Raw genomic sequence first — 16,623 nt, 5'->3', positions numbered from 1 at the left:
CATGGGCAGCCTGTAGCGATGTGTTCATCGGTTGGAACCCAAGGGTAAGCCTGGCGATGTTCACCGTCATGATTTGCCTATTTTGTGGCGCGATCTGCAAAGCGTGCACACTTCCCGGAGACCAGAATCCAAGCCATCAATAACAAAAAACACTGCGTTTGGCTCAGGGCTGAATGACGGAGGTTTTCGATGCGCCGATTTCTGCTCTCCTGCCTGACTGTAACCATAACCGCGATACTGGTTTCGGCTGCCATCTACACCTTTGGATCGGCAGTTTCGAGTCGCGTCCCCAACGCTCACCCGAACTATCCAATCACCAACATCGACGAAGTCTTCAGGCATTTTTGACCAACCGCGGCCAACGAGCGCATTCCCGCGTGCCCGGCGTAAAGCAGTCGTGCAGCAACATAAGGATCCACCAATGAGCGACCTCATCCACTATCGTCTCGAAGACGGTCTGGCCCTGATAGGCCTGGCCCGTCCACCGGTAAATGCACTCGGCCAGCCTCTGCGCGCCGCTATCATTGACGCTTGCGAGCGCGCAGCCGCTGACGAAAGGGTGGAAGCAATCATCCTCTACGGCGAGCACGGTATGTTTAGTGCTGGCGCCGATATCACGGAATTCGGCACCGAGGCCTCCTTCGCCGAGCCGGACCTGCCCAGCACGCTGGTTCGCTTGACCCAGATCCACAAACCGCTGGTTGCCGCCATTGGCAAGTTGGCCTTGGGTGGTGGTATGGAACTGGCTCTGGCCTGTGGGTACCGGATTGGTGAGCCGGGCACCCGAGTGGGTTTATCGGAAATAAACCTGGGACTGTTGCCCGGCGCAGGCGGGACACAGCGCCTGCCAAGGCTTATCGGCGCTGAATCGGCGCTGAATCTGATTCTTTCAGGTCAACAAATAGACGCCGAACGCGCTCGCATGCTGGGCATCCTCGACCGCATAGCTACCGGCGCCGAGCAACTGCTGGATGAGGCGCGCGCTTATGCCAACGAGCTGATCGACTACGGCGCCCCGGCGCGGCCGGCAGAGGCTTGGCCGGAACCGGCCGAGGACCTGCCGGCTGATTTCCTCGCCCGCTACCGTACCGAGCATGAACCGCGCTGGAAAAGCCGTTTGGCCCCGCGTCTGGTGCTCTCTGCGCTGGAAGCGGCCTGCCTGCTGCCGCTGGAGGAAGGGCTCGCCCGAGAACTGGCGTTATTCAAGCAGGCCGAAGCTTCTCGCCAGTCCGAGGCACTGCGTCATGTGTTCTTCGCTGAGCGCGAGGCCGGACGCATTCCAGGTATCGGGGCGGACATTGCGCTGCGCAAGGTCGATAAGGTCGCGGTAATCGGAGCTGGCACCATGGGCGGTGGCATTGCCATGAACTTCGCCAACGCCGGTATCCCTGTAGCGCTGCTTGAGCTCAAGGGGGAGGCGCTGGACAACGGCCTGATGCAGATCCGCAAAAACTACGAGATCAGCGTCAAGCGCGGAAAGATGACCGCCGAACAACTGGAGCAGCGCATGGACCTGCTATTCGGCACCCTTGACTACAACGATTTGGCCGATGCCGACTTGGTGATCGAAGCTGTGTTCGAGCAGATGGAAATCAAGCAGCAGGTATTCCGCACCCTTGAAAAGGTGTGTAAGCCAGGTGCCATCCTCGCCACCAACACCTCTTCACTCGATGTCGACGCCATTGCGGCCACCGTCTCCCGCCCGCAGGACGTGATCGGTCTGCACTTCTTCAGTCCAGCCAATGTCATGCGCCTGCTGGAAGTAGTACGCGGCAAGGCCACCGCACCGGATGTACTGGCAACCACCATGAAGATCGCCAAGCATATCGGCAAGCTCCCGGTGCTCTCCGGCGTCTGCTTTGGTTTCATCGGCAACCGCATGCTCGAGCCTTATTCCCGCGAAGCCCATCGCCTGGTGTTGGAGGGAGCGACACCAGCGCAGGTAGACGGTGTGCTCACCGGCCTGGACCTGAATATGGGCATATTCAGCATGCTGGACCTTGCCGGTATCGATGTGAGTTTCCTGATACGCGATTCGAATCGGGCTGCCATCGCCCATGACGAAAGTTACTGCCGCCTTGGAGAGGAACTCTATGCCCTAGGGCGATACGGCCAGAAAACCGGGCGAGGCTTCTACCTTTATGAGGGGCGCAACTGTAAGGAGGACGACGAGGTGGTGGTGCTGGCTGAGCGCCTTGCCGATGAGTTGGAAGTCTCCCGACGCTCTATCAACGATCAGGAAATCCATGACCGTTGCATGTTCATGCTGATCAATGAAGGCATCCAGTTGCTGGACGAAGGCATCGCTTTGCGCACCAGCGACATCGATCTGGTCTGGATCAACGGCTACGGATTTCCGGCTCATCTCGGCGGCCCGATGCATTATGCCGAGCAGTTGGGACTGGACAAGGTGCTGACCGGTATTGAGTACTACCGTCACGTTCTCGGCGAGTACGGTGAGATGTGGTTCCAGCCGGCACCGTTGCTGAAGCGCCTGGTCGCTGCTGGCAATACTCGCATCGAAATCATCTGAATTTCCCTCTCGCTCCGGGAGCAGGGCGAGTCATGAGGGCGACCACGCATCTCCCTTATCCTGGCCCTCTCTCAGAGGGAGAGGGAACCCAATATGCATACCAGGCACCACCATGAAAGAACCCGTGATTCACTCCACTGCCCATAAACTGATTACCAAGGCCGCTTGTGGCGCGGTCAATGGTGCCATGTCGCAGCGTTGGACCAGCCAGTTGACTCTGTGCGTCATCTGCATCGCAGCCGAGGTGTATTGATGGATCGCGACTTCGCCCAGCGCTTTTCCTTGGCCGGCCGAACGGTGCTGATCACTGGCGCCTCCAGCGGCATCGGCGCGCACTTGTCCGCGGATCGCCACTCGCGCTGGCGCCCGCGTCGTGCTCGCTACGCGGCGCGTCGAGCGGCTCGAACAGGTTGCCAAGGACATCGAGTGGGAGAATGGCCAGGTGCTGTCGGTCGCTCTCGACGTCACCAACCGGGCCAGCGTCGAGGTGGCCTTTGACACCGCCGAGGCGCACTTCGGGGTAGTCGACGTAGTGCTCAACAATGCCGGCATCGGCAATGGCCAACGCCCGCTGGAAATCGGCGAGGAAGATTGGCGTGCAATGCTGGCGACCAACCTCGACGGTGTCTGGCGCGTTGCTCAGGTCGCAGCGCAGCGGCTGGTTAAAGCAGGACGTAGCGGCAGCATCGTCAATATTGCCTCGATACTTGGTCTACGAGTCGGCACCGGCTATAGCCATTACTGCGCCGCCAAAGCAGGCGTGGTGCAACTGACCAAGTCGCTGGCGCTGGCGCTGGAGCTCGCGCGCTGCAATATTCGCGTCAACGCCATAGCCCCGGCGGCGATCACCCACCGGGGTACAGGTTGATGATCGTCAGATAGATACGGATCGAAATGTTCAGCGGCTGGCCACTAATAGCGCTACAGCTTCGCAGGCCGTTTCAGTTTCTGCCTCCAGCCGTGCCAAGTCTCCATGAGCGGACCAGGCGATGATCAGACCATCTACAAGGTGAACCAACAGTCGACTTGTGGCCTTCAAGAAGGTTTTGTCGAATTGCGCACCGATAGCTTTTTCCATGGCCTGTTCCGTTGCTTCTATTGCTACCGCGTAGATCCTGGTCGCCATCTCGGGGTTGTTGCGCATGGCCCAGAAGAAAAGCTCGGTTTGTGCCTTGGCTATGTCGGGGTTGGTGGAGAACCACGTGACTAATTGGCGAAGCATTTCCGCTGTCGTTTCAGCTGCGGTAGTCCCCGCAGGCACGTTCGTCAGGGCCTGGTGTGGCAAGTTGAAAAGAGACTCATAGACTGCATAGAGGAGGTCGTCTTTTGTATGAAACACGTAGTGCAGCGACGCGAGAGGACAGCCTGCGGCAGCGGCGATACGTCGAGTCGTTGCATTGGCAACCCCATGTTCAGCAATCACTTTGACAGTGGCTTCCACGAAGTCCTGTCTACGCAATTCAGCGCCCACTCTGGCCATAGTCAAGCAATCTCCTTTGTTACTGCAGTAGCGCCTGCCTGGGGGGCGGCGTCAACGCCGGCGGATGCTACAGCATGACTGGTCTGCGAGTCATGAGCCGGCGTGGAGCGGCGCATGGGTTTTGTTGCCAATGGCACACGTGAATAGCTCACTCCAATGCGGTGATAATACGTAACAACTGTTTCGTAAATTCCCAGATTGGTGCGGCCTGCTGACACAAGCGGGTGCGTCGGTGAGTAAGCAGTGTTGCCTGGCCGATTGATCAAATTTCTAACACATTGATAACTAAGCAAATTCATTTTACCTCCATGGTTTGGCATGTGGTTTGCTTTGTGGTCAATTGACTTGGTCAGATGATCAAGTCAATTGATTATAGAGTGTGGCACAGCCCGAGTCTTCCCTGCAGGAAGGTCGCGCCGCCGGTTCCAGCCCCATGAGGATCTTCCAATGAATGAAGTTATTGAGCGGCCATGCGCCGGCATCTCCACCAGAAGTGGAGTCAGGCATCTGATCGTGGCATTGGCAGCAATGGCTGCTATCGGCACTGTTCAAGCTGCACAGAATGATCCTGCGTTGCTCGGTACGAAGCTAACGCCGCTGGGAGGGGAGGTCGCGGCAAGTGCTGATGGGGTCATCCCGGTCTGGACGCCACCCGGTCCGCAGGGCGGTGGCTGGAGTTATGGCCAGGTGCGTGGTCAATCCTGGAAATTCAAGAACGACAAGCCGCTTTTCAGTATCGACTCCAACAATGTCTCGCAATATGCGGACAAGCTTTCTCCCGGCCAGGTGGAACTGTTCAAGAAAATCCCGGGCTATCGCATGGACGTGTATCCGACCCGTCGTAGCTGCGGTGTGCCCGACTTCGTCGCTGATAACACCAGGAAGAACGTCGGATTCGCCACATTGGATGCCGATGGTCTGGCCCTGAAAGAAGCTCACGTACCCGGTATTCCATTCCCTATGCCGAGCACCGGTGCCGAGGTGATGTGGAACATGAAAATGCGCTACCGCGGCGTTGGTTTCGATATGTCCAAGACCGTTTCCGGGATATCGCCGCGCAAGGGGGGGAACGACTGGCTGCGCACTTCGACGGACTGGTTCATGTATACCCCATGGGGAGAAAAGGGCAGTGCGTTGTTCTCTTCCTTCGATCGCCTGGAAGTCGCCACTTATTTCTCCTATCTGGATCCCGCTGCCCTTGCCGGACAGGCCGGTGTGGTGACTACCAAGGCTGGCGAACAGGCGACCACGTTCTATTACTTCCCCGGCCAGCGTCGTGTGCGTCGCATGCCCGCGTACTCCTACGACTCTCCGCAAATTGGTCTCGACAATCAGTACACCATCGATGAGTCGAACGTGTTCTTCGGGCCGATGGACCGCTTTGACTGGAAGCTGGTCGGCAAGCAGGAGTTGTTGGTGCCCTACAACGCCTTCGGGGCCTATGACGCCTCTGCCAACATTGAGAGTGTGGCCAAACGTGATTACATCGCGCCCGAATCACGCCGTTATGAATTGCATCGTGTCTGGGTCGTCGAGGCCACGGTTCGCCAGGGCATGCGCCACCAGGCTCCGAAGCGACTCTTCTACATCGATGAAGATAGCTGGAACGCGCTGATGGCTGTCGACTACGACAAGCAAGGGCAAATCTGGAAGGTTCGCGAAGGCTATACGATCCCGGTCTACGAGACAGGCACCTGCGATATGGAGGCACAGGCGCAGTACAACCTGGTTGACGGTCGCTACCTGTACGACATGACGTCTGTCGGAGTGGGCAAGAACGATCACCGCTGGCTCACCGAGAGTACCGGCAACCCCCGCCTGAAGCGTGACTTCTACACATCCGACAACTTGCGTGCCATCAGTGAACGCTAAAAAGCGATCGATCGAGAGCCATCATGAAAAAAATAATCACAAAAGCATCAGGCCTTGTCATCGCGTGTGCAACCCCTTTGGCAATGGCGTTCACGTTTGAAACCGAGAACATCCGTGGTTCATTCGACTCCACCATCGCCTTGGGCATGGGCCTGCGCACCGATTCGCAATCCTGCAATCTGGTCAACACAGGCGCTACCGGACACAACCCGCCCAGTGGTTGCCTGGCACAAACTTCTGGCATTGGTGATCAGGGCAACTTGAACTACGACAAGGGTGACCTGTTCACCAACTACATCAAAGGCTCCCATGAGTTGCTGCTGAAGTTACCGGAGGACTTCACCTTCATGGCGCGTGGAAGCTGGATTCGTGACTTCGCCGCCACCGATACCACCGGCGCCCTGTCTTTCAACACACCTGCGGGCGTTGGCAGCGACGGTCTTACCAATGATGCGCGTGACGACCTCGAATTCAAGGCTCGCCTGCTCGATCTGTGGGTGAGCAAGAGCTTCGATGTCGGCGATCAGCGCGTACGGGCCCGCTTGGGCAACCAGGTGATCAACTGGGGCGAAAGCCTGTTCGTGGTGGGTGGCATCAACAACACCAACGCCTACGATTACCAGGCTCTCGCGCGTCCTGGTGTCCAACTCAAGGAAGCCGTGCTGCCGGCCCCGATGCTCAGCCTCGCTTCGGGTCTGGGTTCAGGTGTGAACATTGAGGCCTACTATCAGTTCGGCTGGAACAAGAGCGAGTTGCCGCCCGTTGGCAGTTACTGGTCGACCACTCACGGGCTCGGTGAGGGCATGCAATCCTACGGGTTCGACGATAAGGGTGCTCGGGATAGCGGACAGTGGGGCATCTCGTTGCGTTGGCAACCGGATGACACCGATCTCAATCTCGGCCTTTACGTGATGCGCTATCACGAAAAGCTGCCGTCGCTGACGGTGCAGGTGCTCGATCCGGAGACCTTCGCCCTTTCGCAAAAGTGGGTATATCCGGAAGACCGTATGCTCTATGGCATCAGCGCCAACATGCCGATTGGCGACTGGGCTGTCGGCACGGAGTTGTCCTACCGTCCCAAGGATGCGGTGCCACTTAACCCTGTTCTCGATCTCTGTGCAAACAATGGCGGCAAATGCTGGGACGACCAGAAAAAATTCCAGTGGCACCTGACCGGCCTATACAGCCTGACACCCTCCAACTCCCCCGGACTGCTTGACTTCACCGGCGCCAGTACGGGCACCCTGCTGTCTGAGTTGGTGGTCGTGAAGTATCCCGATCTGCATGACAGCGTCGACGGTGAGCTGATTTCCGCGGGTTTGAACACCTGGCAGCTGGATCCATCGACCCCGCCGACGGCCAAGGGCAACAAAACCTCATCGGGCGTCAATGTGGATTTCAGCCTCACCTATGACGGGACGTTGCTTCCAGGTTGGCAGGTTACGCCTGGGATCTTCTATTCGCGCTCCCTGGGCGGACGCACACCCAACCTGTCTGCAACCTTCACCGAGGGTGCCAGCAGCATGAACCTGTATTTGAACTTCGTGCGTAACCCCGCAAGTTGGCAGGTCTCTTTCAACTACGCGAAATTCATGGGCGGCGATACCCCCTACGATCAATTGTTGGGTGATCGCGACTATCTCGGTTTCGTGATTTCGCGCACTCTGTGAGGCATGTCGTGAATACTTCTGTAAAAGTGCCCGTCAAACGGGGGCGTGGCGTGCTGCCTCGCATCGAAAACTGGCTTTTCGGGCATCGCCGGTTAGTACTGGCGAGTCTGGTCATCTTCACTCTGATCATGGCCTGGTTTGCTGTTCAGTTGCGTATGGACGCCGGCTTTGAAAAGCAGCTGCCCATCGGCCATGAATATGTAGAAACGTTCGAGGCGTACCGCAATGACCTGTTGGGGGCGAATCGCCTGACCATCGTGGTCAAGGCTCGCACAGGCAAGATCTGGAGCGAGAGGGCTCTCAAGCGTCTGTATGACGTCACTCAGGCAGTCACCTTTCTGCCCAATGTTTCGCGTAGCAGTGTGCGTTCGTTGTGGACGCCGAACGCTTTCGTCAACGAGATAACCGAGGAGGGCTTCCGTGCAGATCCACTTGTACCGGGTACGGTAACCCCCGAACGCCTCGATGGTGAAACCATTGCCAGGATCGCCGATTCGACGGCTCAGGGGGGCTTTATCGGCACGCTGGTCTCGCGGGATCAGAGCAGCGCGATGATCACCGTCGAACTCAACGAGTTTGACGCCACTGGCGCGCGCCTGGACTATGTGGCCTACAACCAGGTCCTGGAAAAACAAATTCGTCAGCAGTTCGAGGACGGTGATTTCGACATTCAGATCATCGGCTTTGCGAAGCAGATCGGCGATATTGCCGATGGCGCGTCTGCAGTATTGGAGTTTTGCCTGCTGGCATTGCTGCTGACGGCCGCTGCGGTGTACTGGTACTGCCACTCCGTACGTTTCACTCTGCTGGCACTGGGGTGTTCATTGGCGTCGCTGGTCTGGCAGTTTGGCAGTCTAAGGCTGCTTGGCTATGGCCTCGACCCGCTTGCCGTGTTGGTGCCCTTTTTGGTGTTCGCCATCGGCGTGTCCCATGGCGTGCAGCAGATAAATTTCATCGTGCGGGAAATCGCCCATGGCAAGTGCGTCGAGGAGGCGGCGCGTTCCAGCTTCAGCGGTTTGCTGATCCCCGGCACGCTGGCACTCGTGACCGCTTTTGTTTCCTTTGTAACGTTGGTGCTGATCCCGATTCCGATGGTACGCGAGTTGGCCATCACCGCGTCGCTCGGTGTGTCCTTCAAGATCATCACCAATCTGGTGATGTTGCCGTTGGTGGCGTCGATGTTGCGGGTCGACGGTGACTACGCCGCGACCGAGGAGACCTCCCGTCAACGCCGTGCCCGTTGGTTGCATGGACTGGTCAGGCTCACCGAATGGCGCAATGCCAAATGGGTGCTTTGTGTTGCTTTGCTCGTCTTTCTCGCGGCGGTCTGGCAAAGCCATGACCGAGTCGTTGGTTCCCTGCAGGCAGGTGCACCGGAATTGCGTGAGGATTCTCGCTTCAACCGAGATGCAGTAGCCATCGCCAGCAGCTACGACATTGGCCTGGATTGGCTAAGCGTCGTCTTCGAGGTCAATCCAGGCAAGTCTGGTGACGGCGCTTCAGTCGCCTGTGAAGAGGTCGCCTTGGGTCAGTACCAGGATCGCTTTGTGTGGGCAATGGAAGGCGTACCCGGAGTGGTGTCGGTTGCCGCGTTTTCCACCAGCATGCGCCAGTTCAACGAGGGTTATAACGAGGGCAATCCGAAAATGAATGCGGTGCCCATCGATCCGGCGAACTACTCCTCGTTGGCTACCGAAGTGGCTCGTATTCCGGGGGTCATGCGCTCTGATTGCAGCATGGCCGCCGTACACCTGTATCTGGCGGACCACAAGGCAACGACTATCAACAAGGTAATCGAAGCCGCCAAGGCCTTTCGTCGCGAATTCCCGATGCCAGGGGTGACGGTGCGACTGGCCTCGGGCAATGCAGGGGTGATCGCTGCCATCAACGAGGAAGTTGAAAAAAGTGAGACACCCATGATGCTGTATGTCTATGCCGCAATCGCGCTGCTGGTATTTATCGTTTATCGGGATCTGCGGGCTGTGCTGGTGTGCTGCCTTCCTCTGACCATTGGCACCTTTATCGGCTATTGGTTCATGAAGGAACTACAGATCGGTCTGACCATCGCGACGCTGCCGGTGATGGTATTGGCGGTTGGCATCGGTGTTGACTACGCCTTCTACATCTACAACCGCATGCAACTGCATCAGTCTTTAGGCCTACCGATCGACAAGGCTGTCGAGCACGCCTTGCTCGAAGTCGGTGTGGCAACCATCTTTACCGCGATTACTCTGGCAGTCGGCGTCGCCACCTGGGCGTTCTCCGACCTCAAGTTCCAGGCCGATATGGGCAAACTGCTCGCCTTCATGTTCATGGTCAACATGGTCATGGCCATGACCGTGCTACCTGCTTTCGCAGTCTGGCTCGAGCGGGTGTTCCCGCGTAAGCGCGCTGTGCGCATGGTCGGCGCACTGGCGCACTGAGGAGAAAAGCAACATGCGATACATGATTTCATTCATGGGGACTTTACTCGCTGCAGTGCTGCCACTGGTCACACTGCAGGCGTCTGCATTGGAAGCTGTGCCGGCAGTCCCTTCGAGCAACGCCACGCAGGCCACCTTTCTGGATGCTGCGTGGGCAAAGGATCGTGTGGTCGCCGTTGGCGATCATGGCATGGTGTTGCTTTCCGATGATCAAGGGAAAAGCTTCCATCAGGCAAGCTCGGTACCGTTGTCCACGCCACTGACCGGTGTTTCATTCGTCGATTCCAGGCAAGGTTGGGCGGTTGGTCACTGGGGGGCAATTCTGGCCAGCAACGACGGCGGTGACTCCTGGCAGATTCAACGACTGTCCAGCAATGAGGATCGTCCACTGTTCGCTGTGCATTTTTTCAACGCCGAACAAGGTGTCGCCGTCGGCCTCTGGTCACTGGTGTTGACGACCGATGACGGCGGAAAAACCTGGGATGAGCAGAAGCTTGAAGCCCCACCAGGATCTAGCCGTGCCGATCTCAACTTGATGGGGCTTTTCGTCGACGCTCGCGGCAGCGTGTATGCCGCTGCCGAACGAGGCCAGGTGTTGCGTTCCGATGACTTTGGGAAAAGCTGGAGCTATCTGGATACCGGCTATGAGGGCACGCTTTGGTCGGGAGCCGTATTGGCCGATGGTACCCTGTTGGTCGGTGGCCAACGCGGCACACTGCTGCACGGCACCGCGGACGGACAGGTTTGGCAACGCGTGCCCCTGGAGAGCAAGAGTTCGATCACGGCCATCGCGGTGTCAGGAAAGCAGGTAGTCGTGGTCGGTCTGGATGGGCTGATGGTACGCAGCAGCGATGGAGGAGGGAGTTTCCAGGAGCAGAAGACTCCCAATGGCGTTTCGTTGACGGCTGCGTTACTCCGCGGCAATGACTATCCCGTTCTGTTTTCTCGACGTGGTGTGGTGCCGGTACAAAACAAGTAAAGGCATCTCTCGAGACGTCGCTGGAACGGCGAGTTGTTGACTCTGTTCTTTGACCCATAGCTGATTTTGATTCCTCCCTTTGAGGGACCTCGTCGGATCCGGCGTCCGGTCCCTTTTTTTTGAAATCAGCCAATCATGAATTCGACTGTTTTTAAGGAGGACCCATGTTTTCCGGAAGAAAGCTCAAGCGTCTGGCTGAAGAGGTCAGCTCGCGAATATCGTCGCTGTTGAGTGGACAGCCAGCCCCCGATTTCCAAGGGGGGTTGATCAACAAATATCCATGGTTGGCTGACAGCTTCGATGGGCTGGAGCGGCGGCTCAACCATCAGGAGCATGACAGTGCTGGTCAGAGATCAGATGACTCTGAAAGTGCCCTGGCCAGTGATCTGAAGAATTGTCTGCAAGCCGCTCGGGATGAAATGCACGAGCTTCAATGTGAGATCAAGGAGAGCAACCTGAAGCTGTCCGATCTGAATGAACAGTTGGTTTCATGCAGGGAAAAGGAACAGGTCTGGGAGGTGACCAAGAATGCGCTCACAGAGGTTTGCTGGGAGCTGTTTATTGTTGACGGAAATCCGGATCACCCTGAAAACCAGCTTCGCTGGTCGAAGCAGTTCCGCGAACTCGTGGGCTATTCGGAACAGGATTTCAAGGATGATTGGGAGGGGTACTTTTCAATCGTCCATCCGGATGATCTGAAGCATGTCGTGAAGGTGGTGACGCAATACCTCAATGCCGCAGACCCTTCTTCAGGCTATACGGTCGAGTACCGAATGAAGCACAAATTCAAAGGCGAGATCTGGTACCGCGAAAGGGGCCAGGGCGTGATGGATCCCAATGGCAGGCTCCGTCGCATCATCGGGGCCGTACGTGATATCTCGGACGAAAAGCTTGCGCAAACGCTACGTGCGCGCGAGTTGGCTGGCATACAGGCGACTTACGAGCAGATTTCGCAGGTCGTGAACGTGATCAAGAGCATCACTGACCAGATCAACATGCTCGCCCTCAATGCAGCAATCGAAGCGGCACGAGCCGGTGATGCGGGGCGCGGATTTTCCGTAGTGGCGGATGAAGTGAAGAAGCTCGCGGGCAGAACTCGAGAAGCCACTCAGACGATTCAGGAAATGCTCTCTTCAAAGGCGCTTTAGCCATCTGAGAGGGCGTCCTTTCGGGGCACCGCTGTATGGCGGATTTATCTGCGCGCAAGTGTCCGTTGCTCCCACAACCTGCATGTCAGTCACCCGCTCGATGAGCAGGGCACCTCGTATTTTTGGCCTGTTGTCAGGTGGTGCCTGCGCTGGGTCTTCCATCTCCCGGTTGAACGACTGGCGAACCATAAGGGCTCGCTTTCAGGGAAAGTCTTGTGCGCGATTATTATTAACATAACAGTCGTTGCGTAAAATAAAACTCCTTGTTAAAGTCGACAAAACAACAAAAGACCCCCAGGAGGTCGAACATGAAAGTTTCCAAGGCTGGTTCCTGTCCGAACGACGGCTTGGCCGTCGCCAGAGGCTTTCCGGGCGAAACGCCAAAGGCCCCATCCACTATCGAACTTAACTGCCTGGGCGGTCGCCAGCCAATGACTTGCGGGCCGGTTCCGGCGAGGGTGCTCTGATGATTACGCTCAAATCCACCATGACGTTGCCGGCTGCCGGGTTGTCCGGTTTCGAGCCCCCACTGAGCGAAGAGGAAGCAGCGATCCAGGCCTCGGTTCACCGTTTCTCTAAGGAGGTGTTGCGGCCGCTGGGTCGTGAACTGGACCGGATGAAAGCCGAGGAGGTCATCGCTCCTGGCTCGCCTTATTACTCACTCTTCAGTGAGTTCGCCAAGCTGGGACTGGATCCCGCACTGCTGGCGGAGCTGCCGCCGGAAATGGCGGTGCGGATCGAATCCATGATCGGTGAAGAGCTTGGCTGGGGTGATGCAGGTCTGGCGGTTTCTCTCGGCTGTGCCGGTTTCCCGCTACAGATGGCGACCGCTGCCGGCAATGCTGAACTGGTGGAGCTTTGTCAGGGCCGAATCGGTTGCTGGATGGCCACCCAGCCGGATCGAGGGAGCGACAATCAACTCTTCGATATAGCGCGCGATTGGCCAGCGGGACAGCAGGCTAACATCGGCAACCTGACCGCAAAGGTCGTCGGCGACGAGATCATCATCAACGGACAGAGCTCGGCCTGGGTGTCCAATGGCGCTGTAGCGCAGGTCGCCTTTGGCCTGATGTGCGCCGACTACGGCGACGGCTTTTTCGACAGCAACGGACTGCCCCATGGCATCGCCGTGGTCATCCCGCTGGACCTCAAGGGGGTTTCCAAGGGCAAGCCGCTGGACAAGATCGGGCAGCGTTCCTTGCCTCAGGGTGAGATCTATTTTGACAGTGTGCGGGTACCTCGGCGCTTTGCCATCGCCGAGCGGGATGCCTACTACGGCGCCGTCAGCTCTTCCTGGTCCTATGCCGGTACTCACATGAGCCAAGTCTTCACTGGCGTCGCTCGGGCAGCCTTCGAGTATGCGCTGCAATACTGCCATGAGCGTCGCCAGGGCGGTCGGATGTTGATTGACCACCAGATGACGCGCCTGCGTCTGGGCGAAATGCTGCGCCGCGTAGAGATCGCCCGCGCCGTGGCTCGTCGTTCGCTGAGCTTTGCTCGTCTGTCGCCGCAAACCCACCCTTACGCCACTGCCTCCGCCAAGGTCACGGTGACTGAAGAGGCGTTGACCGTTGTCGAGGAAGCCTTCCGCCTGTTCGGGGGTAACGGGACCACGTGCGAATACCCGATCGAAAAGCTGTTGCGAGACACACAGGCCGCTTTGATCGAGGACGGTGAAAACCGTGTCCTGACCATGCGTCTGGGGTTGCTGGCCCAGCAGCTCTATGCCGAAGGTTGGGCCCAGGGCTGAGCCGACCAAAACACCCAACAAAAATCATCCAATAAGAAAGCGAGGAACACGAGATGGCCAAATATCCTGTCGTTGTCTATGGCGCCAGTGGTTACACCGGCATGCTGACCATGGACTGGCTGATCGACCAGAACATTCCTTTCACAGCTGTGGCGCGCAACGCCGGTCGTGCCCAGGCAATGATGGCGCAACGCGTCGTCGGCCTGGAGTCGGCCAAATATGAAATCATCGAGTGCCCGCACGAGGTCGAAGCGCTTGTAAAGGTGTTCAAGGGCGCGCGCGTGGTCTGCAACACCGTCGGCCCGTTCGTCAATTTCGGCAAGGTGGCGGTCGAGGCTGCGCTCAAGGCGGGTTGTCACTACCTGGACCCTGCCGGTGAGCAGGAGCACATTCGTGCACTGCGTGATGAGTTCGGCGAGTTGTTCCGCCAGGCCGGCCTGCTGCTGTCGCCGTCGCTCGCCTACATGTACACCTTCGCCGAAATCGCTGCCGAGCTGGCCCTGGAAACCCCTGGCGTGGACTCCCTGGAAACCGCGACTTTGACCCGTGGGCCGCGTATTGGTGCCGCTGGTGTGACCGTGGGCTCCACCGCCACCATCTTCGAAGGCTTTCGCCATCAGGGCTCCTATCTGTGGGACAAGGCGCTGGTTCCGTATGCGCCCAACGCCAGCTTCAACATCGTTTGCCCCAATCTGATGGAGTCGGTGTTCTGTCTGCCTTGGGGCGGAACCTCGCTGCCAGTGTATTTCGAGCAGGATGCGCGTGTGCGCAGCTGCATGTCCTGCGTCGGCTTCTACGACAACCCTGTGATGAAGAGCGTCCACGCGCTGGGGCAGAAGTGGGAAGCCGAATACAAGCACCTGCCGAAGGAACAGCAGGATGAGGTGATCCAGAGTCTGGTGGATTCGACCACGCCGAGCATGCCGCCTCGTGAGCGCAGCACCCTGCAGCGCACAGTGGATTTCGCGATCGGCCGCGGTCAACTGGCGGCAGTCAGGGCGACCGTGCACGGCATCACCCCCTACATCGCCACCGGCGCCCTGCAAGCCGCGGCAGTGGCCAAGCTGCTGGACAACGACGTCGCCAAGGTGGGGTTCGCCTCGTCCTCGAAGGCCTTCGGTCACCGCTACATGCTCGGCTTCCTCGAGCAGCGCGGCCTGGCACGCGCCACCATTACCCAACTGTGAAGTGACGAAGATGGCGATTATTGATTTTTTCGATCGTGGCTGGCGGATCAATCCGCACGGCGCGGCATACATCCAGGACGGCAAGGTCACGACCTTTACTGAAGCGGGGGAACTGTCCTGCCGCATCGCCAACGCGCTCCTCGCGCAGGGGGGCGTGTCCGGAGTCAAGGGCGCGGTCTGGGCGGCCAACGATGTGACGGCCTGGCTCTGTGCGCTGGGCCTGTGGCGCGCCAATCTGTGCTGGATTCCGGTGGGCGCGCGCAACGCGCCCGAGGAAAACCGTTACGTGCTGGACGCCTTCGACTGCGAGATCCTGTTCTTTCAGCGCGAGTTTACCGAGGTGATTGTTGCCATGCGGCCGCAGCTGCCCAAGATACGCCGGTGGATCTGCATCGACGGCGAGGTGGAAGGTGCCGAGTCTCTTCAGCACTTCGTCGCGCAGCAGCCGGCAACCGACCCGCAGGTGGACGTTGATCCGGAAGACGTAATCTGGGTTGGTCCCACAGGCGGTACGACGGGCTTGCCCAAGGGCGTCATGAACACACATCGCAGCGTGCAGACCAGCTTTGCGCACTTCATGATCAATACCCCTTATCCGGCCAACGCCAGGCCGGTGAATCTGGCGGCGGCGCCGATGACCCACACCGCCGGGATGCTGTCCATGCCCTGCACGGCCAGGGGCGGTACGGTTGTCGTGATCACTAAGCCGGAACCGCAACTGCTGCTCGCGGCAATCGCGCAGTACAAGGTGACTGAGTTCTTCCTGCCGCCGACCGTCATCTATCGGCTGCTCGACATTCCCGATCTGAACAAGACGGTCGACTTCTCGTCACTACGCTACTTCCTCTACGGTGCGGCGCCGATGTCGGTCGAGAAGCTGCGCCAGGCGATCGAGGTCTTTGGGCCAGTCATGATGGAAGGCTACGGGCAGACCGAAGCACCAGGCGCCATCGCGCATCTGACGCCGGGCGAGCACTTTGTAGATGGACATGTTGCAGGTGATGAGCGGCTGTCCTCCGTCGGCCGACCCAATCCCCTGGTTCGCGTCGAGATCATGAACGACGACAACGTGATTCTGCCGCAAGGAGAAACCGGTGAGATCTGCGTACGCGGCGATCTCATCATGAAGGGCTATTACAAGGACCCGCAGAAGACCGCCGAAGCCATCATCGATGGCTGGCTGCATACCGGCGATATCGGTCATCTCGACGCCGATGGCTATCTGCATATCACCGACCGCAAGAAGGACATGATCATTTCGGGTGGCTTCAACGTCTATCCGAGCGAGGTCGAGCAGGTGATCTGGGGGCATCCCGCTGTGCGCGATTGTGCGGTGATCGGTGTGCCGGACGAGACGTGGGGCGAGGCGGTCAAGGCCGTCATCGAGTTGAACGAGGGTCAAACCGTCGACGCGCAAGCGCTGATTGCCCTGTGCAAGGAACAGCTGGGCTCGGTGAAGGCTCCCAAGACGGTAGACATAGTGCTGTCCCTCCCGCGCAGCCCGGTCGGCAAGGTGCTGAAGAAAGACCTGCGTGCCCGTTATTGGCAAGACGCTAAACGGCAAATCTGAAGTCCAGGAGT

Annotated in this window: 11 protein-coding genes and 1 pseudogene; 11 read left to right on the top strand and 1 reads right to left on the bottom strand. The window is 58.4% G+C overall.

The features are described 5' to 3' along the window. The first annotated feature begins 421 nt into the window (after positions 1-421). The 3 genes and pseudogenes from ACM6IK_RS02490 to ACM6IK_RS02480 all read left to right on the top strand — a co-directional run. Positions 422-2,533, top strand: coding sequence for a 3-hydroxyacyl-CoA dehydrogenase NAD-binding domain-containing protein (locus ACM6IK_RS02490; protein WP_414872991.1), 2,112 nt, complete (start codon positions 422-424; stop codon positions 2,531-2,533). 112 nt (positions 2,534-2,645) lie between these two features. Continuing rightward, positions 2,646-2,786 carry a hypothetical protein gene (locus ACM6IK_RS02485; RefSeq protein WP_414872990.1) on the top strand — a complete coding sequence of 47 codons (141 nt, stop codon included), beginning with the start codon at positions 2,646-2,648 and terminating at the stop codon, positions 2,784-2,786. After that, positions 2,786-3,371: pseudogene (locus ACM6IK_RS02480) on the top strand (SDR family NAD(P)-dependent oxidoreductase); the annotation flags it as partial. The gene ACM6IK_RS02485 and the pseudogene ACM6IK_RS02480, both read left to right, overlap by 1 nt. Before the next feature lie 60 nt (positions 3,372-3,431). Here the strand turns inward: ACM6IK_RS02480 and ACM6IK_RS02475 are convergent. After that, complete coding sequence (locus ACM6IK_RS02475; RefSeq protein WP_414873012.1) at positions 3,432-4,013, bottom strand: TetR/AcrR family transcriptional regulator; 582 nt, start codon at positions 4,011-4,013, stop codon at positions 3,432-3,434. Positions 4,014-4,460: 447 nt separating this feature from the next. On the opposite strand from ACM6IK_RS02475, the gene ACM6IK_RS02470 reads away from it, so the two are divergent. From ACM6IK_RS02470 to ACM6IK_RS02435, 8 genes are all read left to right on the top strand, one after another. Then, positions 4,461-5,885 carry a DUF1329 domain-containing protein gene (locus ACM6IK_RS02470; RefSeq protein WP_414872989.1) on the top strand — a complete coding sequence of 475 codons (1,425 nt, stop codon included), beginning with the start codon at positions 4,461-4,463 and terminating at the stop codon, positions 5,883-5,885. A 23-nt stretch (positions 5,886-5,908) separates the two neighbouring features. Then, positions 5,909-7,555: a DUF1302 domain-containing protein gene (locus tag ACM6IK_RS02465; RefSeq protein WP_414872988.1), complete on the top strand. Its 1,647-nt coding sequence runs from the start codon at positions 5,909-5,911 to the stop codon at positions 7,553-7,555. An 8-nt stretch (positions 7,556-7,563) separates the two neighbouring features. Further along, on the top strand, positions 7,564-9,978 hold the full coding sequence (locus ACM6IK_RS02460) for an efflux RND transporter permease subunit (RefSeq protein WP_414872987.1): 2,415 nt from the start codon (positions 7,564-7,566) through the stop codon (positions 9,976-9,978). Positions 9,979-9,991: 13 nt separating this feature from the next. Further along, entirely contained in the window at positions 9,992-10,957 is a 966-nt protein-coding gene (locus ACM6IK_RS02455; RefSeq protein ID WP_414872986.1) for a WD40/YVTN/BNR-like repeat-containing protein, read from the top strand. Between the two features lie 164 nt (positions 10,958-11,121). Further along, positions 11,122-12,105 carry a PAS domain-containing methyl-accepting chemotaxis protein gene (locus ACM6IK_RS02450; protein ID WP_414872985.1) on the top strand — a complete coding sequence of 328 codons (984 nt, stop codon included), beginning with the start codon at positions 11,122-11,124 and terminating at the stop codon, positions 12,103-12,105. 466 nt (positions 12,106-12,571) lie between these two features. After that, positions 12,572-13,855, top strand: coding sequence for an acyl-CoA dehydrogenase family protein (locus ACM6IK_RS02445; RefSeq protein WP_414872984.1), 1,284 nt, complete (start codon positions 12,572-12,574; stop codon positions 13,853-13,855). Between the two features lie 53 nt (positions 13,856-13,908). Further along, on the top strand, positions 13,909-15,042 hold the full coding sequence (locus tag ACM6IK_RS02440) for a saccharopine dehydrogenase family protein (protein ID WP_414872983.1): 1,134 nt from the start codon (positions 13,909-13,911) through the stop codon (positions 15,040-15,042). Between the two features lie 10 nt (positions 15,043-15,052). Further along, on the top strand, positions 15,053-16,612 hold the full coding sequence (locus ACM6IK_RS02435; RefSeq protein ID WP_414872982.1) for an AMP-binding protein: 1,560 nt from the start codon (positions 15,053-15,055) through the stop codon (positions 16,610-16,612). The last annotated feature ends 11 nt before the right edge of the window (positions 16,613-16,623 follow it).

The organism is Pseudomonas sp. IT-196MI5 (assembly GCF_949767415.1).
Lineage (GTDB): Bacteria > Pseudomonadota > Gammaproteobacteria > Pseudomonadales > Pseudomonadaceae > Aquipseudomonas.
The sequence above is the reverse complement of the archived record's forward strand: the minus strand, read 5'-3'. Positions and strand labels throughout refer to the sequence as shown.

Bases quoted from the DNA above. Each gene is read 5' to 3' on its own strand.
- ACM6IK_RS02490 (WP_414872991.1), top strand. From the start codon at position 422: ATGAGCGACCTCATCCACTATCGTCTCGAAGACGGTCTGGCCCTGATA.
- ACM6IK_RS02485 (WP_414872990.1), top strand. From the start codon at position 2,646: ATGAAAGAACCCGTGATTCACTCCACTGCCCATAAACTGATTACCAAG.
- ACM6IK_RS02475 (WP_414873012.1), bottom strand. From the start codon at position 4,013: ATGGCCAGAGTGGGCGCTGAATTGCGTAGACAGGACTTCGTGGAAGCC.
- ACM6IK_RS02470 (WP_414872989.1), top strand. From the start codon at position 4,461: ATGAATGAAGTTATTGAGCGGCCATGCGCCGGCATCTCCACCAGAAGT.
- ACM6IK_RS02465 (WP_414872988.1), top strand. From the start codon at position 5,909: ATGAAAAAAATAATCACAAAAGCATCAGGCCTTGTCATCGCGTGTGCA.
- ACM6IK_RS02455 (WP_414872986.1), top strand. From the start codon at position 9,992: ATGCGATACATGATTTCATTCATGGGGACTTTACTCGCTGCAGTGCTG.
- ACM6IK_RS02450 (WP_414872985.1), top strand. From the start codon at position 11,122: ATGTTTTCCGGAAGAAAGCTCAAGCGTCTGGCTGAAGAGGTCAGCTCG.
- ACM6IK_RS02445 (WP_414872984.1), top strand. From the start codon at position 12,572: ATGATTACGCTCAAATCCACCATGACGTTGCCGGCTGCCGGGTTGTCC.
- ACM6IK_RS02440 (WP_414872983.1), top strand. From the start codon at position 13,909: ATGGCCAAATATCCTGTCGTTGTCTATGGCGCCAGTGGTTACACCGGC.
- ACM6IK_RS02435 (WP_414872982.1), top strand. From the start codon at position 15,053: ATGGCGATTATTGATTTTTTCGATCGTGGCTGGCGGATCAATCCGCAC.